Source organism: Flectobacillus longus, from assembly GCF_030056705.1.
Taxonomy (GTDB): Bacteria; Bacteroidota; Bacteroidia; order Cytophagales; family Spirosomataceae; genus Flectobacillus; species Flectobacillus longus.
This window is the reverse complement of sequence record NZ_JASHIC010000005.1, coordinates 195,563-221,764: the sequence shown is the minus strand read 5'-3', so window position 1 is coordinate 221,764 and position 26,202 is coordinate 195,563. Positions and strand designations below refer to the sequence as shown.

The window sequence follows — 26,202 nt, the reverse complement described above, 5'->3', positions numbered from 1 at the left end:
ACATGTTTAAAGCTTTTCCACTAAATTGAGGGCACTTCCTAAAATAAAAATGAGGGAAGAAAGACTCTCTTTTCCCTCATTTCATTCCTTAATACAAGTTAATTGTCTTGTAGCAAAAATCTATTTTTTAAATCAAAAAAATCATAAAAGCTCTTCAGGCAAAACTTATCTTTGGGTCTATAGATTTTTCTTTTTCAGTTCCGAAACAGCATAATTAGCAGCTCTTGCCGTAAGCGCCATAAAAGTCAAAGAAGGATTTTGTGTAGACACCGAGGTCATACAAGCACCATCTGTCACAAACACATTTTTACAATTGTGAAACTGATTCCACTTATTCAACATAGATGTTTTAGAATCTTTTCCCATACGAACACCTCCCATTTCGTGAATATCCAAGCCAGGAGCTTTATCTGGCTTATCATGGGTTTTAATATTCATAAAACCAGCAATAGTCAGCATTTCGGTCATTTGCTCATGAAAATCTCGAATCATTTTTTCATCATTATCATCATACCCTACCGAAATACGCAACTGAGGTATTCCCCAAGCATCTTTCAAGGTTTTATCTAGTGCCACAAAGCTACTTTCTTTAGGAATCGTTTCGCCCATCATGTGCGAGCCTACTTGCCAATTTCCATAGTTTCTTTTATCTAAATTAGCCTTCAAATCGTCTCCAAAACCACTGGTATCATACGCAATATTTCTGCTCGACCCAAAACCTGCGGCATATCCTCTCAAGAAGTCGGTTTCTTGCTTTTGCACATTTCTAAAACGTGGTATGTAACTACCATTAGGTCTAATCCCATCAGACATGGTATCTTTAAACCCTTCATACTCTGCGGTAATTGTCGTTCTAAAATTATGAAAAGCAATGTATTTACCAAGTAAGCCATTATCATTACCCAAACCATTCGGAAAACGGTGCGAAGTAGAATTAAGCAATATCAAATTGGTATTCAAACAAGCCGCATTCACAAAAATGATTTTGGCATAATATTCGGTCATTTGCTTGGTATGGGCATCTATTACCCTAACACCTGTAGCTTTATTTTTTTGTTCATCAAATATGATTGAATGCACCACCGAATCTGGTCGTAAGGTCATGTTACCCGTATTGAGCGCCCAAGGGATTGTTGAAGAGTTACTACTAAAATATCCACCATAAGGGCATCCTCTTTGGCATAAAGAACGGTTTTGACACTGACCTCTTCCCTGTTTCAAGTGAATAGGTTGAGGCTTGGTCAAATGTGCACAACGACCAATAATCACAGGGCGAGTATTGTTATAATGTTTTGCCATTTGTTGAGAAAAATGTTTCTCAACACAAGACTGCTCATGCGGAGGCAAAAATTCTCCATCAGGTAATTGAGACAAGCCATCTTTATTGCCACTAATTCCTGCAAATTTTTCGACATGGCTATACCAAGGAGCCAACTCGTTATAGCTTATTGGCCATTCTACGGCAAAACCATCTCTTGCTGGACCTTCAAAATCATATTGTGACCAGCGTTGCGTACCACGTGCCCACATCAACGACTTGCCTCCTACTTGATAGCCCCGTATCCAGTCAAACGGTTTTTCTTGGACATAGGGATGTTCGTTGTCTTTAACAAAAAAATGCGCCGCATCCTCGTTAAAGGCATAACATCTGCTAACGATAGGATTGGCATCTTTAACTGCTTTAGGTATTTGATTAAGATGTTCAAATTCCCAAGGATTCATCATGGTCGTTGGATAGTCGGTCACATGTTTGACATCACGACCACGCTCAAGCACTAAGGTTTTGAGTCCTTTTTCGCTTAGTTCTTTGGCAGCCCAGCCACCACTTATTCCTGAGCCAACAACTATGGCATCGAAAGTTCTTTCTTTAATTGAATCTATATTAAAATATGACATGTGATTTTTCGGATAATAAAATGGGTGAGATAACAAGAATATGTTTTTCAGACTATTTTACAGGGACACAACCATGATAATACCCTGGAGCCATATTAAAATGCAGGATATTGGTCATGACGTACTCCGAGTTCAAATACCCTCTAATAGTCAAGCCTTTAACAAGTGCTACAAAGTCCTTTGCTACGGGGCTATCCGAAGTAGACATCTCTTTTAATACTTTTTCACGTTCAGTTTTCGAAGCTTGCGAAAAAGATTTTTGATTCATTTTTTCCGAAAATTCATTACATAAATTTAATCCTTGAGCATACGCCTGTTGTGCTTCTGAACCATAGCAGTCCCGAATCATTCGGTCTACTAGCGCATGAACCTTCAGCGACTTTGCACCAGGGGTTGTCGTTTCAGGAATGATGGTTTCTACGACTTCGCCCAATAAATCGAGCGAGCCAGCATGAATGGGTTGAGTCGTTTGAGAGAGACTTTCGGGTGTCCAAGCCTGAGCCCACGAAGGCCAAGCAATAGCAGCTCCTACGGCCATTGAGAGGTTTTTGATAGCAGAACGCCTTTTCATAATTAATAAATTGGGTTTAAAATAGCTAAAGAGTCTTCAATTGATTATTGGGATGACTCTAATCAAATTAACAGATTTTGTCATAAATTCTTATCCCTATCTATCCGTAAAAAAACGCACCAAGTAACATATTACTGAAATTATCTTTTTGAATGCTGTTTAATATATCCAAACGAGAAATTTGCAAAATCTGTTTTGTATAAAATTTAAGCTATTTTTGTTTCAAAAAATCTATTGAAGAAACAATTCCATCATCTTATTTCTAATAATCTATGAAAAAAAGCATATTATTTTTCCTGTTGCTGTTTGTCCAATTTATTGGATTTGGAGCCACCGTCGATACGATTCAGGTAAATAGTCAGTTTTTGAAAAAGAAAAGTCCTATTGTTGTAGTAACGCCCCAAGCCTATACGACATCTAATGACAAACGTTTTCCTGTTATTTACTTCCTCCACGGCTACAGTGGCAATCATCGTTCATGGGTAGAGTCTTCACCAGATTTTCAACAACTTGTAGACCAGTATCAGGTAATTGCAGTGTGTGTAGACGGTGGATATGATAGTTGGTATTTCGATAGTCCAATAGCGGCATCCTATCAATATGAATCGTATATTTCAAAAGAACTCATTCCGTTTGTTGATAACAAGTTCAAAACCAAAGCAGAACCCAATGGAAGAGCCATCACAGGCTTGAGTATGGGCGGACATGGTGCTTTGTATTTGGGCACTCGTCATCCTGAGCTATTTGGTGCTATGGCAAGTATGAGTGGTGGAGTAGATATTGTTCCATTTCCTAACAACTGGAACATCAAAGGACGACTTGGGAAATATGAAGAAAATAAAGATGTTTGGGAAAAAAATGCAGTAATCAATCAAACCTTTGCTCCTACTCAAACTATTTTGATTGACTGTGGGATTGATGACTTCTTTATTGGCGTAAATCGTGCTTTGCACCAAAAACTTATGGATAACAAAATTCCACATGAATACACTGAACGCCCAGGCGCTCATAATTGGCAGTACTGGTCTATATCTGTAAGAAATCATTTTTATTTCTTCAATGCTTTTTTTAACAGAATCAAATAGTCGAACAATACTAAGGACTAACAAATCATTACAGATATAAAAAAATAGCCCAAGCTTTCGCTTGGGCTTTTAATATTTAGCTTTCAGAAGCCATTGACAAATTCATCAAAACTTGGCGACTGCCTAATGATTTCTCCTGAACTTTTTCTTTAAATCGTTTTAATTGAACTTTCAAAGCTTCAATCGCAATGTCCATCGCCTCTTCAAAAGTTGTAGCCATCTCCCGCACAAATAGTGTAGCCCCCGGCAAACTGATTTTCACTTCTAACGTCTTACCTCTCACTTTTGTATTTTCCCCTCTGTCGAGTCGAAGGAAAACTTCCCCACCTGTGATTTTGTCGTAAAACGTATCCAATTTGTTTAACTTTGATTGGATAAACTCCAACAACTTCTTATCTGCGTCGAAGTGAATTGAATGCACCTGTAATTTCATACGCACTCTAGTTTTAGGTTAAAAGATCATTTTCCCCTCAACGTCGCACTGCTTAATTTTAGTATATAAAATATAAGGCTGAACAGTATATATATCTGATGTGATGTGCTATTGACGCTGAGTAGGATTTGCCCAAGTTTGGAGTTGGGAACTAGCGATACGATACTTTCATCAAAAGGCTAACTCCTCGGACTCCAAACTTATTTTTTCTGTAAAAGCCCTATTCTTTTATAGGACTGAAATACATTGTTGGGCGATTTCCTTAGAATGAATTTAGAAGATTAATTTGATAAATCCAAGCTCATTTTACAGATTCTTCGAATAATCAAAACTATAAATCTTATATATAACAAAACAAGGTAATAATCTTGAAATTGTACAAAAAATAAGAATTTGCCAAGAATTTATTATTTTTAATTCAAGAAAAAATTAAACTTTTCCGTGTTAATAAAGCCTACATTATGCCGTTATTAACTCTGTATCAGGCTTTTTCCATTCTATTCTGAGCACCTTAGCTCGTAGATTTATGCTCTCAAAAAACCTTAACCAATAAAGTTGTTGGTTAGAAAGACTATCTGTAGGAGACTTTACTTCTATAAATTGATAGTCGCCATCGTCCCAAATAAATAGATCAGGAAAGCCCCTAACATTTTCACGGAGGTTGCGAGCCATTTCAAGCATCACTGCTTTTACCTGCTCACTCGAAAGGCGTTCTAACAAAGTAATCACCAAGGGAAACAAACCTCCGTACCAGTCCACCAACGGATTGGTAATACCATATTTTTCAAAGAAGGTTTGATTCAAAAAGACATTCCAAGCGTCGGGGTCGTCAAGTATTTCGAGACGTTCTTCCATCTTTTGTTTACGCTTTTCAAAAAATGTAGGTTTAAACAAATCTGAAGGCGAGCGCTGGAGCGGATGATGGATTGCCATACTTTCTGTATCAAAAATAATATCCCAAAAAAGCAAGCCAAATAAACTTCGCCAAAGGTGATTTTCGGTAAATGCGGCCTTTTTATTGAGCTTTTCGTAATGCGCAATTACCCCAAATTCGACTTGACGTTGCCACGATTTATCCAAAGCTAGCACATCTGCTTCATGAAGTTTATCAGTGACGGCCTTTTTAACTTTTTTCTTGGCATTTTGTGCCTCTAGTTTATTGAAAAAATCAAGTGCAAAAAACTGTTCATCAGCATTTTGAGGCTCTGACAAAATCAATTCGCAAAGCGCTTGTGCTTCTTCTAGATTTTTAATTTTATGTAAAATCCTTACTTGTCTTTCTCTTGAAGGAGGTTCGTGTGTAAGTCGAAATACAGGCAAAGCTAGGTCAGGCAATTTGGCTTTTTCAAAAAAACTTCCAACCTTCAAAGCAAACCTTGCATAACTAGGCTGAGCTATTTCAGCAAGTGATTCCTTATGCTTTTCGGTCCAAGTCATAAACCAGTGATATATCTCTTCTGGCGTAATATTTTGTTCCTGCATTTCATAAAAATCTTCTCTTGCTAAACTCACTTTAAATTTATCTTCCGCTTCTTGTCTACTCTGAAAATGCGGAACCAATTGGTCCATATCATAATGCTCATAAGTCTGAAAACCCAAATCTCGCACCACAAATTCGGTCATATCTCCATAACGACTTCCAAAAAATAAAAACTTGAGCATTTGAACTTCTTCCTCATAATTAACTTTTATGATAGCAGGTTTTTCTGAAATTTCAGGATTGAGCCACGCCACCATTTCGTCAAACGAAGCCGATTCTAAAAGCCAATCGAGTAATTCCTCTTTTTTGAACGCATTTTTACCTTTAACATCCAGATTCAGCATTTTGGCTAACTGAATCAGTTCTGGCTTATTAAGTATATCCAAAACGTTTCCTGCCCAAGTAATATGCTCATGATTGAGTGCAGATAGAAAATTTTGAGCGATCAAAGCATCAAGTGTTGCATCTATATCTTCGATTTCAGCATACTTCAGTTTATCTGTTTTGAAGAATGATCCACGACGATTTGAGAAACGGATATACAAACATTGTTCATCTTCGCTGAGCGCCTCAAATGCCTGAATAAAAGCATTTTCCTGCTCATTGAGAATTGGGGCATATTTCTGTTTGATAAAGTCTAACAGATACTGAAAATAGGTTAAATAATATTTGGGAGGGAGTTCCTTTTTATCGATTGGTATCATAAGATTGAATTGAGCTACAAATGTAAGATTTGCAATAACAGAACGGAATAGCCACCCGAATAATTCAGGAATGAAGAAGACTTAAAATATTTTACTCAAAATAGTACAAATACCGAAGCTAGCTTTGGTATTATTTTAATATTCTTTTAAAAAATGTAACTTATTACATAATCTCTAATTAAAAATACTCAAATGATTGTGTTTTTTCGTGAATTATTCTTGAAAAATGTATATTTGCCTCGAAGATTTTTAAAGGAAAATCCACGAAGCATCGATATTGTAATAATTTTACAAAATCTTAATTTTACGTAATATTATTTTGAAATAACTAGACGTTTCGTAATTTTTCTTTGTTGATTCATAAATCTCCCAATTATAAACAACTATTAACAAAAGAGAAAAAATGAAGACTGTCAATTCCTACAATTTTGCAGGCAAGCGTGCGTTAGTCCGTGTTGACTTTAACGTTCCATTGAATGAGCGTTTCGAAATCACTGATGATACTCGTATTAAGGCAACTATTCCTACAATCACCAAAATTCTTAACGATGGTGGTTCGGTTATCTTGATGTCACACTTGGGAAGACCAAAAGACGGTCCAACTGAAAAATATTCATTGAAGCACTTAGTAAACCCATTGTCAGTAGTATTTGGTCGCAAAGTTAAATTTGCTGATGATTGTATCGGACAATCGGCTATCGATCAAGCTGCTGCTTTGCAACCAGGTGAAATCCTTTTGTTGGAAAACCTTCGTTTTTACAAAGAAGAAGAAAAAGGAAATGTTGAGTTTGCTGAAAAATTGTCAAAATTAGGCGATGTTTGGGTAAATGATGCCTTCGGTACTGCTCACCGTGCACACGCTTCTACAGCAGTAGTAGGTCAATTCTTCGAAGACCGCGTATGTGGTTATGTAATGTTGGCAGAAATCGAAAATGCTAAAAAGATTTTAGAAAGTGCTGAGCGTCCATTCACGGCTATCATGGGTGGTTCTAAAATTTCAGATAAAATTTTGATTATCGAACGTCTTTTAGACAAAGTAGATAACCTTATTATTGGTGGTGGTATGACTTATACTTTCTCTTTAGCAGAGGGTGGTAAAATTGGTAAGTCTATCAACGAACCTGATAAAGTAGAATTAGCAAAATCATTGTTGGAAAAAGCTGAAGCTAAAGGTGTAAAAATCTATATGCCATTAGACAATACTTGTGCTGACAACTTTAGCAACGATGCTAATCGTCAAATCGTAAGTCGTGGCGAAATTCCTGATGGCTGGGAAGGTCTTGACATCGGTCCTGAATCTGTAAAATTGTTTAGCGAGGTAATTGCTAACTCTAAAACAGTTCTTTGGAATGGCCCAATGGGTGTATTTGAATTCCCTAACTTCGCTATTGGTACCAACGCTATCGCTGATGCAGTAGTAAAAGCTACTGAAGAAAACGGTGCATTCTCATTAATCGGTGGTGGCGACTCGGCTTCGGCTGTAAACAACGCTGGTTATGGCGACCGTGTATCTTATGTATCTACTGGTGGTGGTGCATTGTTGGAATACATGGAAGGAAAAGTTTTGCCAGGTGTAGCTGCTTTATCATAAGCCAGTTAGCATTTTCTAACGTAAAATTAAGATAAGTGAGGTAATATTTGCCTCACTTTTTTTGTTGCTATTTCATAAGGATTTAATAATAGATTGAGCTAAAAGTGATACTTTCGAATGCGTTTTTCTAAAAAGTCGTAAAATCACTGCGCTCAATCGCAAATCACTCAAAATTTCTGGATATTTTGTAGCAATGAAATTTCAAACAGCCCCCATTAGTACTCAAGCCCAATATTTGCTGAATGACAGTCGACAGCTTTCATCTCCAAGTTCTTCCATTTTCTTTGCCATAAAAGGGCTTCATCATGATGGGCACCAATATTTGGATGATTTGTACCGCAAAGGCGTACGTGAATTTGTGGTCGAAAAATCCGCCTGCACAACAGGAGTCATGCGTGAGCTTTCACACATGCCAGAAGCAAAAGTTTGGCAAGTCGAAGATAGTATTTTGACGATGCAAGAAGTGGCTGCGCAGCATCGTGCTCAGTTTGCAATTCCTGTAATTGGGGTCACTGGTAGTAACGGTAAAACAGTAGTAAAGGAATGGTTGTCGCAATTATTGGCCAATCGTTTCCAGATTGTCAAAAGTCCTAAAAGTTATAATTCGCAAATTGGAGTTCCTTTGTCTGTCTGGCAAATGAACAAAGCTCATACACTGGCAATATTCGAGGCAGGCATTTCTCGTCCTGAAGAAATGAAGGCTTTGCAAAAGGTTATTCAACCTACTATTGGGATTTTTACTAATATTGGTACAGCTCATAATGAGTTTTTTGCAGAAACTAGTCAGAAAATTCGTGAGAAAATGAAGCTATTTGCACAAGCAAAAACCTTCATATATTGCTCCGATTATGTTGAGATAGATGAGATAGTAAAGAAGGAGTTTATTTTTGAAAATCCTTCTTGTAAAATCCTTTCATGGTCGAGAGTACTACCATTCGGAATTAGAGTAGACTGGGAAGTGGGGCTACAAAACACGCTTGTAACTTTACAGTTAGATGACCCAGATACCGAAAAAGAGGACTTACCGTTTCAAGGTGGACATGCCATGAAACTAGACGTACCATTTACAGACGAAGCCTCTATTGAAAATGCCATTCACTGTATTGTCTCAATGATTCATTTGGGTTATAATGAATTAGAAATCCAAGCCCGTCTACAAATCCTTCGCCCGATTTCGATGCGACTCGAAATGAAGCAGGGTGTCAGAGGAAACTATCTAATAGATGATACGTATAACAATGATTTAGCAGGTTTGACTATAGCGCTCAACTTTTTAAATCAGCAAAAGCAAAGAGAAACAAAAGTGCTGATTTTGAGCGACTTGTTAGAAACAGGCGTTATCGAAGGCGAACTGTACAAACATATTGCACATTTGGTCAAAGCTAAGCATTTGGATATGGTAATCGGAATAGGTGAAATCATTACCCGCAATTGCAGTTTGTTTTCGATTCCTGCCAAAAATGGAGTACATCAAGGAGCGTTACATTTTTTCAGATCTACCCAAGATTTTCTTGAAAGTAAATTAATAAAAGAAATTAAAGATAGTGTGATTTTGGTGAAAGGGGCACGCAAATTTGGCTTCGAACAGGTTGTCAGTAAATTAGTTAAGAAAACCCATGGCACCATTCTCGAAATCAATTTAGATGCTATTACACACAATCTTAATTATTACAGAGATAAAATCGGTCAACAAACCAAAATCATGGTAATGGTTAAGGCATTTGCTTATGGGGCAGGAAGCACCGAAGTAGCCAACCTTTTACAGTTTCATGGAGTAGATTATCTAACTGTAGCGTATGCAGACGAAGGTGTTGCATTGAGACAAAATGGTGTTTATTTACCCATAATGGTCATGAACCCATCACCAAACGATTTTGAGCAGATTGTTCAGCATAATCTTGAACCTGAAATCTACAGCAAGCGAATTTTAAGAGAGTTTTCTGAATACATAGATGAGCACCATCTTACTGCCAAAATCCATATCAAGCTCGATACGGGAATGCACCGTTTGGGCTTTGAAAAACATGAATTACCAGCCCTTTTGGAGGTATTGACCTGTAATCCAAACTTATGGGTTTCTACCATTTTTAGTCATTTGGTTGGTGCCGATGGTGCTGAACATGACGATTTTACCAGAAAACAAGCAGCACTTTTTACTGAAATGGCCGATGAAATTTCTGAAGCAATCGGTTATTTCCCTTCAAGACACCTAGCCAATTCCGCAGGAATAGCTCGCTTTCCTGAGGCTCGTCTGGATATGGTTCGTTTGGGAATTGGGCTATACGGTGTTGCAGCTACTCCTGAAGACCAAGCGCAATTACAAACCGTAGGAACACTCAAAACGGTTATCTCTCAAATCAAAACAGTCGAAGCCCACGAAACCGTAGGTTATAGTCGCAAAGGTATTCTCAACCGAAAAACCAAAACAGCCACGATTGCCATTGGTTATGCTGATGGTTTTGATAGAGGGTTTAGCCGTGGTAATGGCGAAGTGCTAGTACATGGGATACGTTGTAAGGTAATTGGCAATATTTGTATGGATATGTGTATGATAGATGTGACAGATGTACCTAATGTACAAGAAGGCGACGACGTAATTATTTTTGGGAAAGATTTATCCATAATAGAGCTGGCTCAAAAAATAGACACCATTCCTTATGAAATTTTGACAAATGTGAGCGAGCGAGTCAAGAGAGTTTTTTTCCAAGTGTAGAAAAAAAAGAAAAACGGTGTCAGCATAGCTGTCACCGTTTTTTAATAACCCTTCAGAACATTATTCTTACTATCCAATTATTAATACTAATTATTTTCTAAAGATATAAAAATGGTTAATTTATTACAAGACAAAGGTATAAAAAACTTCTCAAACTATTGCAAGTGAATTTGCAAAAAATTGCAATAGTTTGAGACCTTTTTTCAAAGTTTTGCGAAAAAAAACATTTTACTCTAGGATATTAGTAAGAAATAATTGTAAATTTGACTACTTACTATAATAAAATAGAAGCGCTTGCAATCTTACGCAAGCGTGGGCCTTTAAAGGTTTAAAGTTATGCTTAAAGAAGAACGTCAACAACTAATTCTAGAAAAGTTAGGAACTGACAAGAAAGTAACATTAGTAGAGCTGGGACAAATATTAAATGTCTCGTATGATAGTGTAAGGAGAGATGTTATAGAGCTAGAAGACCGAGGACTCTTGAAAAAAGTACATGGAGGGGCTATTGCCAATTCGTACTTATCAATGAAAGCAAGTCGTGGTTTGGGTATTGCCAACAATGAGTTTAATATCATTACAAAAAAGGCTCAAAAACTCATTGAAAACCATTCTATTGTATTGATGGATGGAGGTACAACCAACTTTTATATTGCCGAACAATTACCTAAAAGTTTGGAAATCACTGTAGTTACTAACAATCCTCATTTGGCAACTGCATTGGCTGAACATCCCAAAATAGAAGTAATTTTGCTAGGTGGCTCATTTTACAAGCGATATCAAATAACTCTTGGCAATAAAACAATGCAAGATTTAGAGCATATTAATGCCGACCTTTACTTCATGGGCATCAATAGCATTCATTCACAAAAAGGATTAGCTATCAGACAGTATGAAGAATCGTTATTGAAACAAAAAATGATGAGCGTTGCCAAAAAAACGGTAAGCTGTGTGATTGAGGAAAAAATGAATAGGATCGAAAACTACAAAGTATGTGATGTGGATGATTTGGATTACCTGGTTACAAGCCTTAATCCAAATGAAAAAATCCTACAACCTTTCAAAGGTAAATCTGTCGAAATCCTATAGTTTGCATAAATTTGCAAATACTTGCATAAAAAAAGGTGCTATCACTAGCACCTTTTTTTTATTATTTGGCATCCAAAATTACTTAAGAGCAATTGGCATTTGAGCATGAGCCGTTAGAATTGCACTTGCAACCAATAACAGAGCTCCAAGAACAAAAAATAAACCAGGTTTTGTCCCAGGAATACTCGACGTACCTAAAGTAGAATCATAAGGATTTTCAGGATTGAAGCGAACCTCAACTTTTTCACCTACTTGACTAATTCTTGGCATGCCAGTTTCAGATTCTATCTTAAATGTTCTTCCTTTGAAGCTGAATGATACTACAGGAAAATAGATTGGAGACTGCCCCATTTTGTCGCTACGTTCGTAACGTTTACTTACCTCTACAATTTCACCTTCTGTAATTTGTGAATGCTCCAACCATGATTGACGCTTTCTAGAAATTACTAAACCTAACACTATCAATGCAACAGAAACTACCATGAATATAACCATCACTACTGGCGGTACACCAGTAAATGGTTGAGTCGGACGACCCGAGATTAACAAAATCGAAGCAAACACGCTTTCCATACTCTTCTAAGATTTTTTGTGATTGTCTAAACCGTTGGTTACTTAGACCATTTTATGATTCAAATATCCGACTAAAGTATCAGAAAATCAAGCAGTTAAAGCTCACCTAAAAAATCTCATCATCTTCTAAAACAACCCTAAAAATCTTTAATTTTATCTTTTTTGAGAAGATTTATAGATTTTTAAAACCTATTTTTTTAGAAATTAATATTTTTTTGAAAAAATACATTGATTTTGCAACCAAACTTAGAATAAAAAATATTTTTTGATTTATGGTAATTATTTTTTGTACTTTTTGTAGTTAAAAGCTTTATAAATCAACAGTTCTATAAGCCAAAATACTATTTAATAATGATAGAGGATTCATATTCACCCTATTTTTGTTAAAAAAGTATATTTTTACTCAAATTAGGTTTACAAAACAAGTCATATCTTACAAAAACATAAAAAAATATTTTTTTCTAACTGAGTAAAATCACATTTTATACAAATTTCCAATATGAGTATTTATTACTAGATCACAGCCACCCTTTTCGCTTAAACCCTATCAGCATTAGGATAACCATAACAATCATAACTATCCAAACAACTGGGTAACTGTATTGCCAATGCAATTCGGGCATATTATCAAAGTTCATCCCATAAATACCAGCCACAAATGTCAACGGCATAAAAATGACTGAAATCACCGTGAGTACCTTCATGATATTGTTCATTTTGTTACTCACTTGCGATAAATACAAATCCATTAAAGAAGCGATCAAATCTCGATGTGAATCTATATTTTCAATTAATTGTGACGTGTGATCGAGTACATCTCTAAAATAAAGTGAGGTATAATGCGTAATACTAGGGTAATCTTCACGAAGGAGAGTTGCAATCATTTCACGTAATGGATAGATAGATTTTCGCAAAATCATTTCCTCTCGCTTTAAACCGTACAGCTCTCGCATTGCCAATGGTTTGGCATCTTCAATAATATCCTCCTCCAATCGCTCAATCTCATCAGAAAGACAATCCAGACACATAAAGTAAGTATCTACCACCAAGTCAATTAGACAATAAATCAAGTAATCTACCCCATTTTTACGAGTCTTACCAGCCGATGCTATAATTCGATTTTGAACAGGTAAGAAAATATCAGTAGTTCGCTCTTCCTGAAATGAAAGGACACAATTATCTATCAAGACTAAACTCAAATGCTCGCTTTCTATCTCTCGTGTAGTAGCGTTATAATTGAGCATTTTGAAAGTAAAAAAAAGCTGATTCCCTTCATAAGACTCAAACTTAGGCTTTTGCTCAGTATTCATGATATCCTCCAAAATAAGTGGATGAAGATTAAAGATTTCGCCAATCGTTGCAATCACTTGTGGCTCGTGAATACCGTCGATATTGAACCAATGTCGTTTCGTTTTGCTTAACTCTAGCTGATTCAAATCTGCAAAATGCGGAATTTGACACACTTTATATTCCTCATTATTATATTCAATCCAAGTGATTTTGGTAGCATAGTTTACATCTTCCCCAACATAAGTAAGTGTTCCAGGGGAAGTACCTAAAGTTGATTGAGAATGATTCCTTTTACGTTTAGACATACGGAGAGTTTTGAGTTATAAGCATACAGTATTGAACACAAATACCTATTATTCAATTATTTATATAATCGAATCAAATATAACAATGAGCATGCTTATTTGTTTTGATGGTGAATGTTCAAAAATATTTTATTACTATTAAAATCTATTTGTGCTAAGTTGAGATAGTTTTGTGGCTATCAAATAATAGTTTTTAGATATTTGTCAAAGATAAATGTTTAATCGAAAATCAAAACAAAACCATAAGATGCAACATGTTGAACATATCGGTATTGCGGTAAAGAGCCTATCTGAATCCAATACCTTATTTAGTAAATTATTGGGCGTATCACCTTACAAACAGGAAGGCGTAGAGTCAGAAGGTGTTTTGACTTCTTTTTTCCAGACAGGTCAAACAAAAATTGAGCTTTTGGAAGCAACCAACCCTGATAGTCCCATTGCTAAATTTATTGAGAAAAAAGGGGAAGGAATACACCATATTGCCTTTGAAGTTGAAGACATTGAAACCGAAATGGCAAGATTAAAATCAGAAGGTTTTATTCTATTAAACGAAGTTCCCAAAAAGGGTGCAGACAATAAATTAGTTTGCTTTTTACACCCAAAATCAACCAATTCAGTATTGGTTGAATTGTGTCAAACGATTCGATAATGAATATCTGGTTTTAGATTTTTTTACTCTTTAACTATTCTTATCAGTAAAAATAAAAGGAGCTCTTCAAATCAATGAGAGCTCCTTTCTATTTATATCAAAAATCTGACATCAGTAATACTTAGTATCTTTTCACTTTTAAGTCTTGTAAACCACCTTCAAAATTAATTAAGATTTTTTTGCTTGCTTTATCATAATTTGGTGATTCCCAATAGTCTCCTCTTTTGGTAAACCCATCGAAGTTTTTCGAGTTTAATCCTCCATCCACTTTGATACGACAACCTACACCTTGCGGAACTTCAAATTCAATTGAAGTAAGTCCAGATTCTACGTTCACAATCATATTGTCAGCCAAATCACCTAATTTGATGTCGGTTTTGGTTACACCTGTTTTGATGTCCAACTGTTTGATACGATACGTAGACAAATCGAAATCCGCTTTACCTGCACCAAATTCAAACTTCATGTTCCAAAGCACATTGGGATTAAATTTCAAGTCAACTTTATTGTGACGATCGCTGTCAAAATTGATACCCTCTTTTTTACCAGAAAGTTTAAAATTGACATTAGGATTATCACCTTCTCCTGTTTTTCCCAATGAGATTTTACCAAAATCTAAATCAGCATCAGCTTCAACTAATTCAGAAGTTCCTCCGTCGATGATAAACTCAGCGGCACCGCCATTTAACTCAAAATTAGCAGTTTTGATGGATGAGTTCATCGGCTCAATGATATGCTGTTTACCTCCTGTTCCATAAGAAGACTTATCATCGTTATCGTTGTCATTGTTATCGTTGTTATCATTGTCATGACTGTCATTATCGTCAAAACGAAAATGAAAATCTCTATCGCCATCAAAAACTTCTGACTTTACATCATCGACACAGCTTTTGACCAATACCAGAGGGATAAAAATTGCCATCATTACAATCGAAATAACCGTAGCAGAGCGACTGGTCTTGCCAACAAAGGCCATCAAGCCCATGTATATCAACAGCAGTGGCCACATTCGAGCAATATCGTGCCAGTGGATATGAAACCACCCATATTCTTTTCCGAGGAAGAGGATACCTAATAAAATTAGAAAACCTCCTGCAAATATATTTTTTGAATTCATGGCTTAAAGGTTTTGAAGATTAGAATTGACCGTAATTGTCGTTATTGCCATTTGATTTTCTATCCTTGAAGATGATATAACCACCTACACCGATGAGCACCAAAGGCCATAATTTATGCATATCAAAGCTCGGAATCCATTCGTCCAAGAAGAAGATTAAGCCAAGGCCGATAAGTACGGCACCCCAAATTTTATTCGATTCTTTTTTCATGTCAGGTTTATTAAAGTTGAAAGCAGTGGCATCGTTTACGGTAGTATCCCAAGTATTTTTGACTGGTAAGGCTATCCAAAGGATGATGTACATCCAAAAGAAGAAGCCATGTGATAATACTGTTCCGAAGAAAAATATTAATTGAATAATAACAGTTTCTATTCCGAATCTTTCTGCGAGTCCTGCACAAACACCCCCCAAAGTAGCTTTTGAAGGATTGCGATAAAGTCTTTCGTTCATGATAGTAAGTATTAATTGTTACGAGGTTTGATGCTAGTTTCAAATCAAAGGTTACAGCCTAATTTAGTTAATTATTGGGATATTGTAGCTGTTTTGCCTTGTTTGATGTTCGAAAGTTATGTGGAGACCTAGAATTATCAAGACGAAAATAAACGGACGGCAGTTTTAGAAGGCTAAATGGAATTTTTGGATGGGTCACAAAAAAAACTCCTAATCAAAACAGACTTGATTAGGAGTTTTTGGGGTTATTTATTTTGGCAATTTTGTTCTGGCTTCTTCTAATTTCTTTTGCTGATTGGCAACTTCCTCCTGAATTTTGATTTGATCTTTCTTATTTTGTTCTACATCCGAAAGGAGTTTTTCTAGAGCTACACCATTTTCTTCAATTTTTCTTAACAAACGTTCCTTTTCCTTTTTGTTATCTTCAATCGATTTTACAAGTTTATCTCCTGTTTTAGCAAATTTCTTTTGCTTGTCATTTATATCATCCAAAGCTTTTTGCTGAATCCTTACATTTTCTTGTTGAGTAATAAGGTCCACGAAGTTATTCAGAAACTTTTCGGCTTGAGGATATTGAGAATGTCCTCCATTGATATAGATTTGGTCTTCGAATCCAAAAGAAACAAATATTTTGGTACGGCCTTTATCATAAAATACTCTACTGACTACCATCAATGGAAGGCTCGAAATGCTTGGAATATTAGCTCCTGTAATACGATAAACTCCACTACGACCATCTTCGACACGACCGTATTTGGCTAATTCTTGAGCCCAAGATTCTTTTACATATTTTTCATCGACTGATACCGTTGTGTATAAGCCTTCTTTATTGGCACGGTCAACTTCGAGAGTTCCAGTAAAAACCTGACTAAATGCCGATTTGCCAATAATTAATAGAATAGATAAGATGAGAAGTTTTTTCATGATTTCGAAAATTTTGATTGTGTCTTACCAACGAATTTAGTGCTTATTCGGTTTGATTTCAAGCAACTATTTGAGTATTTGGTAGCTATAAGACTTATATCGCTTTAGGAAGTCACCTTTTGACAAACTATCACAATTTTTTGTCCCTGAGCATCGGTCGTAGCAAAAAGATAGGTATTCCCTCCTTCTTGTATTTTTAGTTTCTCTCTTATCTGTTTTACTGTTAAAGGAAAATTCCTGATAGTAATATTTGCCTGATTATTAGAAATAAATGGAGTAATCGCTTTTTTATCTAGTTTGCAAACCGCCAAAATCTCAAAAGAACGTCCCATAAAATCAGGCTGAAAAACTTCTGAAGTATATAAATGACTATGTGGTGCTATTTTTTGTAAATGAAAATGCTCGCAAGGAAGTTTAAATGCACCTGCTTTTAGCAAGGCTACACTTGGTTCGTATAAATAACGAGCGGGCTGACCAATACTCGGAGCAATTTGCGCTTCTTCTTCTTTGTAAAAACTCAAAGTTTGAGTATCCTGATTTTTATATAAAGCCACACAAGTTATCAGTGGAGCGTCGGTATGGTTTGATTTCAAGTGAAAAAGAACCTCCTTCACTTCGTTATCTACCGAAATTACCCAAATCTGTTTAATACACTTCAATTCTCGAATAGACTGGTCGAGGTCGAGCATAGGAGATGCTTTAATCAGAATATTTTCAGAAAATTGAAAAAGCAAATCTTGATATTTCACCACATCGGGTTCACAATCGCTCAAGGCAAAAACCTTCCCTCCTGCTTCATCACGACGATGCGGGTCGAGGTATATCCATGAAAAATGCGTTTGAGAAGCGTCCTGTGCATTGAGCCAATCCATTGAATTACCAAGAACAAAGGCTATTTGATTTAATCCCAATTGCTCAAAATTGTACGCCACTATCTCTTGAAGCTCTTGGTTTTGCTCAAAATGAAAAGCTTTTTGAAAACCTTGTGCCAAATAAGCCGTATCAACTCCCATTCCGCCAGTCAAATCGGCTAAGCTTTCGCCATGAATCAAACTTGCTTTGAATTGTGCTGTTACTTGCGACGAACATTGCTCTACCGAAAGGTTTGCAGGAAACACTAACTTGGCGTTGGCATACCAATCGGGCAATTTGTGTTGGGCTTTCTGACGAGCTTGAATTTGTTGAACCAACTTGGCTATGGGCAAATGTGGATAACGACGCGCCTGCAACATTAGCTTGCTGGGCTCGTCGTTGAGATGTTCTTGTATAAACTGGATTTCTTCGGGGCTAAATAAAGGAGCGTTCATACCACAAAAGTACTAGAATAAATGCAAGGCAAAAAAAATGCCCCACAGCTTAAACTGTAGGGCTAAGAGTTATAATTCACTTAAACCTGAGTAGTACGCTAAACTTGCGAGGGCTTTTTCATATTTGCTTCGCAAAGATTCAACTTTGACTTTCATGTCGATAAACTTACTTTCACGGGAGTTGATTAGGAAAAGTGTACTTTCGCCTATTTCGAACTTACGTTGTTCTGCCTTTAGTAAAAGTTCCTGATTACTAGTTGCCTGCTGCTGAATAGAAAGCTGGCGTTCGAGGTTTTTTACATCGTTGTAAGCGGCATAAATATCGTTGACTACTTCTCTTTTTGCCAAATTATATTCAAAACCCGTCGACAATTGCTTAATACGTACTTGCTCTAATTTACCTCTCTCTTTTCGTAAAAAAATTGGCATCACAAATTCAACACCCATTTTATGATTATCAAAAGAGATACCGCCTTCTGGACCATAATTGCTATTAAGCGTTTTGGTAATAAAGTTAAAATTGAAATTCAACTGCGGCTTCAACAACTCCTTTCTTAGTTTTTCTTCTAAGCCCAATTGTTTGATTTTGACATCCAATTTTACAATTTCAGGGTGTTGTACTTTTGCTTGAGTAACTAGATTCTGTAAGGTTACCTCGTCGAGTTTTCGAGTCGGAATTTTAGGGGGAATAGCTCCCTCAGGTAATTCCAATGGGTTTTCGTTGATGTCCCACAAATAATTGGAAAGAGCCAAACGAGTATTCTGTAATTCGACATACGCTTGTTCTAACGCTACCTGACGGTCTTGTAAAGTAATTTTGGCTTCTACAGAATCAATCGCAGCTTGCTCGCCAATGGTAGCACGTTCTTTGGTCGCTATATATCGAGTATTGGCCAAATTCAAACCTTCTTGAATAAACTGTAATTGCTGATAGCTAAACCACCATTCCCAATAGGCTTTTGAGGCAGATAACACGGTTTTGTTTATTAACTTCAATCGTTCTGCTTCAGAAATTGTTTTTGCCAATTGTGCTTGTTTCAAGGTTGTACGACGTGCGTCGATAATCATGCCTTGCCCAATAGGTACTGTTATTCCTGCGACTAATAATTCGGGCGATTCTTCGGGTAAAAGTTTTTTACCTGTACGATTTTCATACCCTAATTTTAAATCTGTACCTGTCCAAACAGGCACTTTCAAGGCATTTTCCCAACGATTATAATACTCACTCCCACCCAAAGCCTTGCGGTCGAGCGTGGAGCTAAGTTTAGGATCAAACTGACCTTTGGCTTGCATAATTTCGGTGTCGGCATCGCGCAGATACAAATCGGCTTGCTTTACCGTTGGGTGATTTTTAAGCACCAAACTTTTAAAATCCTCAAAACTAAATACTGTCTGAGCAGATACACTAAAGCCAGTAAGGCTACAGAGTACAAGAATAAAAAAGAAAGGTTTGACAAGAAAAGCACCATTATGTGTGTTATTCTGCATCTTTATCATTTTTTATCTTCTTTTTTAGCGAGTTTTTCTGGTTTCTTTTCTTCTGGTTCGTTCTTCAAATTTGCAGGGAAGGCATTGAGCTGACGCCACACTTCGTACCAAATAGGTACATTGTCGAGCATAACCCAGCCTACTACACCCGACCCCATACGAAGTTGTTTTGGCCATGGCCCCTCACCTTTTTTCGGAACTACCAACATACGGTATTCGCCACCTTTGCTATCTACTCGGTCGATAACTTTTACTATACCGCCAAAAGTACCTACCGAAGTAGACGGCCACCCTGAAAACACCAAAGCTGGCCAACCTTCAAACTGCAAGCGCACCTCACGACCTTCTTGGATAAGTGGTACGTCCATGGCTTTTACATAAAGTTCCACTGCTGTATCTGGATTAGACGGCTGAAGTGTACAGATAGACTCCCCTTCTTTGATGGTTTCGCCAATACCTGCTTTCAAGGCTTTTACCACAAAGCCATCTTGTGGGGCACGAACAACATATTGTCCTAGGCGATAATCTACATTGGAGATTTTGTTTTGTAATTGCGACAATTCGTACTCTCCAGTAGCTACTGACGACAAGGCTGTGCTTTTATCAGATTCAGCCTTTGAGATTTTCTCCGCATATTCTGCATTTACAGAGTTCAGTTCGATACGGGCATTGATGAGCTCTTGACGAGAAACCAACAATTTATTTTGTACCGAAACATACTTTGCTTTTGTTTCTTGCAATTTGAGCTTACGAGATTCTAGTTCGCTCAACGATACAATTCCGCCATTTTTGTATTGGTCTTCGCCACGATCATAACGCACCTGAGCAATATTGACTTGTACTTGTTCTGCCAACATATCGGTACTATCCGACACTACTTTGGCTTGATTTTGTTTTACCTTATTTTTAGCTTTTTGTAAACTAAATTGTTGGTTTTGTTGCAAAGCCACAATTTGCGATTCAAGGGCTTTTACTTTGACATGATAACTTTCGATAGCAGATTTTTTGGCAGCAAGTTGCTCCTGTAATCTTACTGAAAGGTTTTTATCAAAATAGTCGTCCTTGATTTCGGAAACCACTAAAATCGTATCGCCTTTTTCGACAAAGTCACCTTCTGTAACTAGCCATTTTTCGATTCGACCTGCAATGATATTTTGAATATTTTGCGGGCGGTCTTTGGGTGTAAGCGCTGTAATATCGCCTTTTCCATTGATGTTTTGTTGCCAAGGCAAAAACATAATAAGCAACAAAACAACCCCAATTCCGATAAGCCATCTTTTTAAGATGACCGCTGACCGTGGCGTATGTAAAGTGTTGAGAGAGTATAAATCAAACTCCTCATGAACACGGTCGTGAACTTTTTGTTTTGATATATTTAACATGAGTAAATTCTTAAAATTACGTTTGAAATAATTGTTTTGGCTCAAAGCCTCCTGTTCAACAACTAATCCACCAATGACATAAACTTATCGTTTTTCATAAGCTCATCAAATGGCCCGTCCAATACGATTTCACCTTCGTTCATTACTAAAACCCTATCGCAAGCTGCCATAACCATTGGGTCGTTTGAGATAGTGAGTAAAGTCCAAGGATTTTGTTTGTCGGTCAAAAACGAGATACATTTCATACGTTCGGCCTTGTGTAGCTCGCGATAGATGTCGGTAATCATCAACAACTTTGGTTTTTCGACTACGCATCTCGCCACCGATACTTTGGCTATAAAGCTTTCTGAAAAACGCTTGCCTCCTGCAATCATTTGGGTACTGAGTCCGTCTGGCAACTCAGCGATTATGTCCTGCATATTGAGGCTTTGGAGCGCCCATTGCAAATCTTCGAAAGTGATGTTTTTGCGCCCCATAACTACGTTATCTATTAACGAACCATCAAAAATCAAGTCTATTGCAAGATTACGCTCGATAGCATCACGAACTGCGTTAAGGTTGAGGTCACGAATAGAAATACCATTATAAGACACTGAGCCTTCGTATTCAGTAAAAATAGCAGATAAGATTTTGAGCAACGTTTCTTTTCCCGAACCATTGGTACCAGTGATACAGATGCTTTCGTTGGGCTGAACATCCAAATTCAGGTTTTTCAAAACCTTCTTATTTCCATCTGGATATTTATAACTCAAGTTTTGCAACTTGATAGCCATTCCTTCTGTGTGCTGGTTAAAATCGTAGTTTAAGCCCGTTTGGCGCTCTAGAGGAAGGTCGGTAACTGTACCCATTTTTTCAACGGCTGTTAGCAAATCAAATACAGTTTCGATACTACCAATCAATTTTTCGACAGAGTTTACTACTAGTACAATGATAATCTCAGAGGCCACAAACTGCCCAAGCGTAATTTGTCTGTCAATAACTAAGGCTGTCCCCAAAATCAGGAGCAAACCTGTAATAAATGCTTTGAAGAATACCGCATTCCCAAAAAGTATTAACAATACATTGAAATGTTTTTTACGGTATTTGAGATAGTTATTAACCAAATAATCCATGCGTTGCATAGGCAAATTGGTAGAACCAGCCGATTTGAAAGCATATAACGTACGAGCAATATCTTCAAGCCATTGCGCTACTTTATATTTATACTTTGATTCAATCAAGCTAGATTCGAGTCCTTTGGGTGCATTGTAATAGACTACCAATGATACAACAATGACCATAATAGCCCCAAATGCAATGAAGTAAGGGTGATAAAGCGATAGCAAGATAACTCCAAACAAAATTTGGATTACGGCTGCTGTAACGTCGATAAGTACTTTGGGAAGTGCTTTTTGAACATTGAGAATGTCAAAAAAACGATTCATTAACTCTGGTGCGTAGACCCCTAATAAGGATTCAGATTTGACTCTAGGGATACGATAGGTAAACTCGAAGGCAGCTTTGGCAAAAACTCTTCTTTGAAGAATTTCGACGAGCGTTTGTTGGTAAATTTGTAGGATACCCGAAAAGACAATTCCAAGTATTACGACACCTACTAAGACATAAACAGAACTAAAGAAAAGACCTCCAGATATAAGCCCGATAATGGCCTGAATACCAAGTGGCAAGGTTAGGCTAATGATACCCACTACAATGGCGTAAATATAGATAGTGGTAATATCTTTTTTCTCCTTACGAAGCATATTAAACAGCCTCTGTACAGGAGATAACTGCTCGAAGGCATTAGCCTCCGAAATGTTTTCGAGGGGAAAGACCTTCAAAAATCTAACCTTTCCGTTATTCGATTTGTCGGGAGCTTTTGAGACAGTGGCTGGTCTAAAAGAGGAAGACGAAGCAATAGCCTCTGTTTCGTTATCCAAAATACGCCAAAAGAAAGGCGCATCATCTTTAAGCTTTCTGGATGCTAAAACTGGTCTAATCTCTCCATGAGAATCATCAAAAAATATAATTGGATGAGAGCTTTGCTCGATTAGAACGTGGAACTCTTTGGCGTCTGCGTAGTTTTCGACGACTAAAAACTGTTGTTTTCTGGCTTCTTGGATAAGGTCATTCACAAAATCATAAATGCTATCCTTAGCGTAGGTTCGGGTCGGTGATAGCGGTGACTGATATGTGAAATTGTTAAATTCAGTGCCGTAAAACTCGGTCAGTTTCTTAACGATAAGGCTTAACTGAGTGCTTTGCATGTGGTTGTTGGTTTTTTAAGGTTAATTGTTCACTAACAACAAAGTGTTAGTTTGTCCGAACAGTTTGGAAAGAATCTAAATAAAAATCGAACGCACAAAATTACTTATTATTTTACTTTCAATCGGGAGACTGACATTAATCTTAGATTAGAATTTGTTCCTGTTATGAGCTTTCTCATTGGCCACTATCGAAGAAGTACTTAAATTTGCTTTGACTTTTTTTATTTAGTAATTTAGTCCTAGGTTAAGAGTAATGGTATTATTTCATGAAAAAATAAGCCTTTTTGCTTAAATTTTCTTTTAGATTAAATATCACATTTTTTTCAGACAAACAAAACTAAAAGAGGGTAATTTTCCGTTTATTAAATTTTGGAGATACGCTCCATATCAACCATTGAGGCAAAGCCTTGCTTTGCAAGTCCTTATGTTTAAAGAATTCATTCGGCCACTGATATTACTATTATCTATATGCTGCCAAGTTTATACTGCTAATGCCTTTCAAATCAATACCACTGATTCTTCATTATATGCTCATCAAGCTATAGAAAAAGCTATTTTGTTTGCTAATCAGCATGACAAAAAACAGGCTAATTTTTCTGCTGAAATTTTTATTCAAAATACTGGTAAATGGAATCGAATTCCAAGTATTTGGAAAGGTCTTCTAAAAAAAGAAGGTATAGAGGGAAATTTAGCATATCAATCCGAGTCTTATGGTAAGTTTCGGGTAGATTCTGCCTATAGCTATGTGTTTGATTTTAAGGCAGCTCGCAACAATTACCATGCAGAAGCACGTGCCGACAAGTTTGTAAATCCCAATTTCTATAAGGCCGAAGTAGGACCCAAAGCTATTTCGCCACTCTCGCCTAAGGCCTTTCACTATTATGATTTCAAGTGGATTGGCAACACATTTCTGGCTGGAAAAGAAGCTGATTGGTTTGAAATTACACCCAGACACAATAATGACGAAAAGGTATTTTCTGGAAAAATTGCTTTGTCCAAAGACGAAGGCTGGATTGTCGGACTAGATGTTTCGGTCAATCATTATGCTATTCAGTATCATTTTGAAATAGATTTTGAATCTGTTCAATCTGTGGTTCTTCCTCAAAAATATCAAATATCTACCACTGGTAAGCTCATGGGGTTTCAGGGTGAATACCAATACGTAGCACGCGTTTGGAATTATCAACTAGGAAATATTGACCCCATTGTAAGACCTGCGGAACACCAATTTCGTGAAGTTTATAATATCCAAGAACGTAACTTTGAAGTTCAGCAGTTTAAACAAGTCATGGGAACGCTTGGCTCTAATCTGGAAAACACTTGGAGTGATGCTAATATTGGTACTGGACTAAAAAGATATGATAACGTAAACTTAGAAGTCTTACCTGAATCACAATCACAAGAATGGTGGGATAATCTGAAAAAATCTTACCAAACAAAAACCTATCTTCCTCATCTTTCTATTTCGGCTATTTCAAAATCAACATTGCCTCCACAACCTGACGAGTATTCTACCTATCGTCAAACCAATCTTAAGTTTGGTATCGGAAGTGTTTTATTTAGTCGCTCATATTTTTGGGGAGATAACACAAGAGGTTTTTACCCTCATGAAATTTACTATAAATCTCCTGTTTTAGACTTCAACTTCAATACTGTCGAAGGGTTCGTTCAAAATACAGGCGCTTTATACCGTTTTAGAAAAGCTCGCTATGATTGGTTCGAAATAGACCCCACTTGGCGATATTCCTACAACTTAAATAAGTCTTCAGGAACACTAAAACTTCGTTGGAAAACCCAGCAAGATGATATAAGTGTAACTGGCGGGAAATTCGTATCACAATATAATGTAGATACACCCATAGCATTCGACCTAAACTCGTTATCAACATTGTTGTTGAAGAAAAACTACGTAAAAATTTACGAGAAAGAGTTTATCAATTTCAACTTAGTAGAACGTATTTCGAATACTTTTGCTATTCGTGGTTCGGCAGAATGGGCTCGAAGATTCCCTTTAGAAAACACTACCAATTATTACTGGATTAACTTCCAGAATACGCCATATTTGCCTAATAACCCAGAAAATAAAGAAATTGGTAATACAGAATTTAAGACCAATACCGCTTTTTCGGTCAGTTTTCAGGTAAACTATCGCCCTACGCTCAAAAAGCAATATCGTAACAATATCCGAATGGTCGATTTGTCTTCGTCGCCATTAATTATGTTCAAATATCGTGGTGCATTCAGCGAAGTTCTTAATACAGACATTGACTTCCATACCGTTGAATTAGGTATTACACATAACTTCCCAATTTCGTTAAATACCAATTTCAATTATATCGCTCAAGCAGGTACATTTTTCGACGTAAAGAATATGACCTTTGCCGACTACAAGCATTTTAATGGAAATAACAATATGATTTCGATTGGAAATATGCTTACAACACATAGATTGGTTGGTTTTTATGACAACTATATTTGGGGAGCGAGTAAGAAATTTATTGACCCATTTTTGTACTCGACCAACGGAGCTTATATCGATATTATGACCATGGTGGGTATGCGTAAGTTTTTGGTTTCAAGATTAAATATCGCTCGAAAGCTAGCTTTACGTGAGGAGTTTTTTGCCAACTATATGTACACTGCCAACAAGAATTTTCACTATGCTGAATTTGGTTATGGTATCGATGGCATTGCTCGTATTTTCCGTTTAGAATTTGGCTACAGACTCGAAAATGGCACATTTACCAAAGATACTCCAACCTCAAGAATCACTCCTATTATACGTATTTCTCTCAATTCGAGAGTTCGTGGGGGTGTCACACCCGAATGGTAGTATTGAGTGATTGTTTTCAAATATGAGTCTACTCTAAATTTAGAGATTGAGCGCATGTGTGATTATTTTTAGTATGGA

Annotated in this window: 19 protein-coding genes; 6 read left to right on the top strand and 13 right to left on the bottom strand. The window is 36.8% G+C overall.

Going from position 1 to position 26,202, the window contains the following annotated elements; genetic code table 11:
* Nucleotides 1-177 precede the first annotated feature (177 nt).
* Nucleotides 178-1,896: a GMC oxidoreductase gene (locus QM491_RS05075; protein WP_283326180.1), complete on the bottom strand. Its 1,719-nt coding sequence runs from the start codon at nucleotides 1,894-1,896 to the stop codon at nucleotides 178-180.
* Nucleotides 1,897-1,948: 52 nt separating this feature from the next.
* Nucleotides 1,949-2,467, bottom strand: coding sequence for a gluconate 2-dehydrogenase subunit 3 family protein (locus tag QM491_RS05070; RefSeq protein WP_283326179.1), 519 nt, complete (start codon nucleotides 2,465-2,467; stop codon nucleotides 1,949-1,951).
* A 272-nt stretch (nucleotides 2,468-2,739) separates the two neighbouring features.
* Here QM491_RS05070 and QM491_RS05065 point away from each other — a divergent pair, with 272 nt between their 5' ends.
* Nucleotides 2,740-3,552, top strand: a complete 813-nt coding sequence (locus QM491_RS05065) for an alpha/beta hydrolase (protein ID WP_283326178.1) — start codon at nucleotides 2,740-2,742, stop codon at nucleotides 3,550-3,552.
* A gap of 76 nt (nucleotides 3,553-3,628) precedes the next feature.
* Here the strand turns inward: QM491_RS05065 and hpf are convergent, their stop codons facing one another.
* Entirely contained in the window at nucleotides 3,629-3,985 is a 357-nt protein-coding gene (gene hpf, locus QM491_RS05060) for a ribosome hibernation-promoting factor, HPF/YfiA family (RefSeq protein ID WP_283326177.1), read from the bottom strand.
* 459 nt (nucleotides 3,986-4,444) lie between these two features.
* Entirely contained in the window at nucleotides 4,445-6,169 is a 1,725-nt protein-coding gene (locus QM491_RS05055) for a VRR-NUC domain-containing protein (RefSeq protein ID WP_283326175.1), read from the bottom strand.
* Nucleotides 6,170-6,572: 403 nt separating this feature from the next.
* On the opposite strand from QM491_RS05055, the gene QM491_RS05050 reads away from it, so the two are divergent.
* The 3 genes from QM491_RS05050 to QM491_RS05040 all read left to right on the top strand — a co-directional run bounded on the left by QM491_RS05050 (nucleotide 6,573) and on the right by QM491_RS05040 (nucleotide 11,559).
* Nucleotides 6,573-7,760 (top strand): phosphoglycerate kinase, encoded by a 1,188-nt coding sequence (locus QM491_RS05050; protein WP_283326173.1) that lies wholly within the window; start codon nucleotides 6,573-6,575, stop codon nucleotides 7,758-7,760.
* A gap of 193 nt (nucleotides 7,761-7,953) precedes the next feature.
* Entirely contained in the window at nucleotides 7,954-10,473 is a 2,520-nt protein-coding gene (locus tag QM491_RS05045) for a bifunctional UDP-N-acetylmuramoyl-tripeptide:D-alanyl-D-alanine ligase/alanine racemase (RefSeq protein WP_283326172.1), read from the top strand.
* A 336-nt stretch (nucleotides 10,474-10,809) separates the two neighbouring features.
* Complete coding sequence (locus QM491_RS05040; protein WP_283326171.1) at nucleotides 10,810-11,559, top strand: DeoR/GlpR family DNA-binding transcription regulator; 750 nt, start codon at nucleotides 10,810-10,812, stop codon at nucleotides 11,557-11,559.
* A gap of 78 nt (nucleotides 11,560-11,637) precedes the next feature.
* Here QM491_RS05040 and QM491_RS05035 read toward each other — a convergent pair whose 3' ends face one another.
* Together QM491_RS05035 and corA are read right to left on the bottom strand one after the other, a co-directional pair.
* Entirely contained in the window at nucleotides 11,638-12,132 is a 495-nt protein-coding gene (locus tag QM491_RS05035) for a DUF3592 domain-containing protein (RefSeq protein ID WP_283326170.1), read from the bottom strand.
* Between the two features lie 518 nt (nucleotides 12,133-12,650).
* The gene (gene corA / locus QM491_RS05030) at nucleotides 12,651-13,727 is read right to left on the bottom strand and encodes a magnesium/cobalt transporter CorA (protein WP_283326169.1); all 1,077 of its coding nucleotides are present in this window, start codon (nucleotides 13,725-13,727) and stop codon (nucleotides 12,651-12,653) included.
* Nucleotides 13,728-13,974: 247 nt separating this feature from the next.
* On the opposite strand from corA, the gene mce reads away from it, so the two are divergent.
* Complete coding sequence (mce, locus tag QM491_RS05025; RefSeq protein ID WP_283326168.1) at nucleotides 13,975-14,376, top strand: methylmalonyl-CoA epimerase; 402 nt, start codon at nucleotides 13,975-13,977, stop codon at nucleotides 14,374-14,376.
* A 121-nt stretch (nucleotides 14,377-14,497) separates the two neighbouring features.
* Here mce and QM491_RS05020 read toward each other — a convergent pair whose 3' ends face one another.
* The 7 genes from QM491_RS05020 to QM491_RS04990 all read right to left on the bottom strand — a co-directional run bounded on the left by QM491_RS05020 (nucleotide 14,498) and on the right by QM491_RS04990 (nucleotide 23,291).
* Nucleotides 14,498-15,493, bottom strand: coding sequence for a toast rack family protein (locus QM491_RS05020; RefSeq protein WP_283326167.1), 996 nt, complete (start codon nucleotides 15,491-15,493; stop codon nucleotides 14,498-14,500).
* Between the two features lie 19 nt (nucleotides 15,494-15,512).
* Nucleotides 15,513-15,944, bottom strand: a complete 432-nt coding sequence (locus QM491_RS05015; protein WP_166553581.1) for a PspC domain-containing protein — start codon at nucleotides 15,942-15,944, stop codon at nucleotides 15,513-15,515.
* Between the two features lie 249 nt (nucleotides 15,945-16,193).
* A complete protein-coding gene (locus tag QM491_RS05010; protein WP_283326165.1) occupies nucleotides 16,194-16,868 on the bottom strand; it encodes a hypothetical protein in 675 nt (224 codons plus the stop codon).
* Between the two features lie 104 nt (nucleotides 16,869-16,972).
* Nucleotides 16,973-18,175, bottom strand: a complete 1,203-nt coding sequence (locus QM491_RS05005) for a THUMP-like domain-containing protein (protein ID WP_283326164.1) — start codon at nucleotides 18,173-18,175, stop codon at nucleotides 16,973-16,975.
* 69 nt (nucleotides 18,176-18,244) lie between these two features.
* Nucleotides 18,245-19,663 (bottom strand): TolC family protein, encoded by a 1,419-nt coding sequence (locus QM491_RS05000; protein WP_283326162.1) that lies wholly within the window; start codon nucleotides 19,661-19,663, stop codon nucleotides 18,245-18,247.
* A 5-nt stretch (nucleotides 19,664-19,668) separates the two neighbouring features.
* Nucleotides 19,669-21,045: an HlyD family secretion protein gene (locus QM491_RS04995; protein ID WP_283326160.1), complete on the bottom strand. Its 1,377-nt coding sequence runs from the start codon at nucleotides 21,043-21,045 to the stop codon at nucleotides 19,669-19,671.
* Nucleotides 21,046-21,107: 62 nt separating this feature from the next.
* Entirely contained in the window at nucleotides 21,108-23,291 is a 2,184-nt protein-coding gene (locus QM491_RS04990; RefSeq protein ID WP_283326159.1) for a peptidase domain-containing ABC transporter, read from the bottom strand.
* 424 nt (nucleotides 23,292-23,715) lie between these two features.
* Here QM491_RS04990 and QM491_RS04985 point away from each other — a divergent pair, with 424 nt between their 5' ends.
* Entirely contained in the window at nucleotides 23,716-26,124 is a 2,409-nt protein-coding gene (locus QM491_RS04985; RefSeq protein ID WP_283326158.1) for a DUF5686 family protein, read from the top strand.
* Nucleotides 26,125-26,202: the final 78 nt, after the last annotated feature.

Bases quoted from the DNA above. Each gene is read 5' to 3' on its own strand.
- QM491_RS05075 (WP_283326180.1), bottom strand. From the start codon at position 1,896: ATGTCATATTTTAATATAGATTCAATTAAAGAAAGAACTTTCGATGCC.
- QM491_RS05070 (WP_283326179.1), bottom strand. From the start codon at position 2,467: ATGAAAAGGCGTTCTGCTATCAAAAACCTCTCAATGGCCGTAGGAGCT.
- QM491_RS05065 (WP_283326178.1), top strand. From the start codon at position 2,740: ATGAAAAAAAGCATATTATTTTTCCTGTTGCTGTTTGTCCAATTTATT.
- hpf (WP_283326177.1), bottom strand. From the start codon at position 3,985: ATGAAATTACAGGTGCATTCAATTCACTTCGACGCAGATAAGAAGTTG.
- QM491_RS05055 (WP_283326175.1), bottom strand. From the start codon at position 6,169: ATGATACCAATCGATAAAAAGGAACTCCCTCCCAAATATTATTTAACC.
- QM491_RS05050 (WP_283326173.1), top strand. From the start codon at position 6,573: ATGAAGACTGTCAATTCCTACAATTTTGCAGGCAAGCGTGCGTTAGTC.
- QM491_RS05045 (WP_283326172.1), top strand. From the start codon at position 7,954: ATGAAATTTCAAACAGCCCCCATTAGTACTCAAGCCCAATATTTGCTG.
- QM491_RS05040 (WP_283326171.1), top strand. From the start codon at position 10,810: ATGCTTAAAGAAGAACGTCAACAACTAATTCTAGAAAAGTTAGGAACT.
- QM491_RS05035 (WP_283326170.1), bottom strand. From the start codon at position 12,132: ATGGAAAGCGTGTTTGCTTCGATTTTGTTAATCTCGGGTCGTCCGACT.
- corA (WP_283326169.1), bottom strand. From the start codon at position 13,727: ATGTCTAAACGTAAAAGGAATCATTCTCAATCAACTTTAGGTACTTCC.
- mce (WP_283326168.1), top strand. From the start codon at position 13,975: ATGCAACATGTTGAACATATCGGTATTGCGGTAAAGAGCCTATCTGAA.
- QM491_RS05020 (WP_283326167.1), bottom strand. From the start codon at position 15,493: ATGAATTCAAAAAATATATTTGCAGGAGGTTTTCTAATTTTATTAGGT.
- QM491_RS05015 (WP_166553581.1), bottom strand. From the start codon at position 15,944: ATGAACGAAAGACTTTATCGCAATCCTTCAAAAGCTACTTTGGGGGGT.
- QM491_RS05010 (WP_283326165.1), bottom strand. From the start codon at position 16,868: ATGAAAAAACTTCTCATCTTATCTATTCTATTAATTATTGGCAAATCG.
- QM491_RS05005 (WP_283326164.1), bottom strand. From the start codon at position 18,175: ATGAACGCTCCTTTATTTAGCCCCGAAGAAATCCAGTTTATACAAGAA.
- QM491_RS05000 (WP_283326162.1), bottom strand. From the start codon at position 19,663: ATGCAGAATAACACACATAATGGTGCTTTTCTTGTCAAACCTTTCTTT.
- QM491_RS04995 (WP_283326160.1), bottom strand. From the start codon at position 21,045: ATGTTAAATATATCAAAACAAAAAGTTCACGACCGTGTTCATGAGGAG.
- QM491_RS04990 (WP_283326159.1), bottom strand. From the start codon at position 23,291: ATGCAAAGCACTCAGTTAAGCCTTATCGTTAAGAAACTGACCGAGTTT.
- QM491_RS04985 (WP_283326158.1), top strand. From the start codon at position 23,716: ATGTTTAAAGAATTCATTCGGCCACTGATATTACTATTATCTATATGC.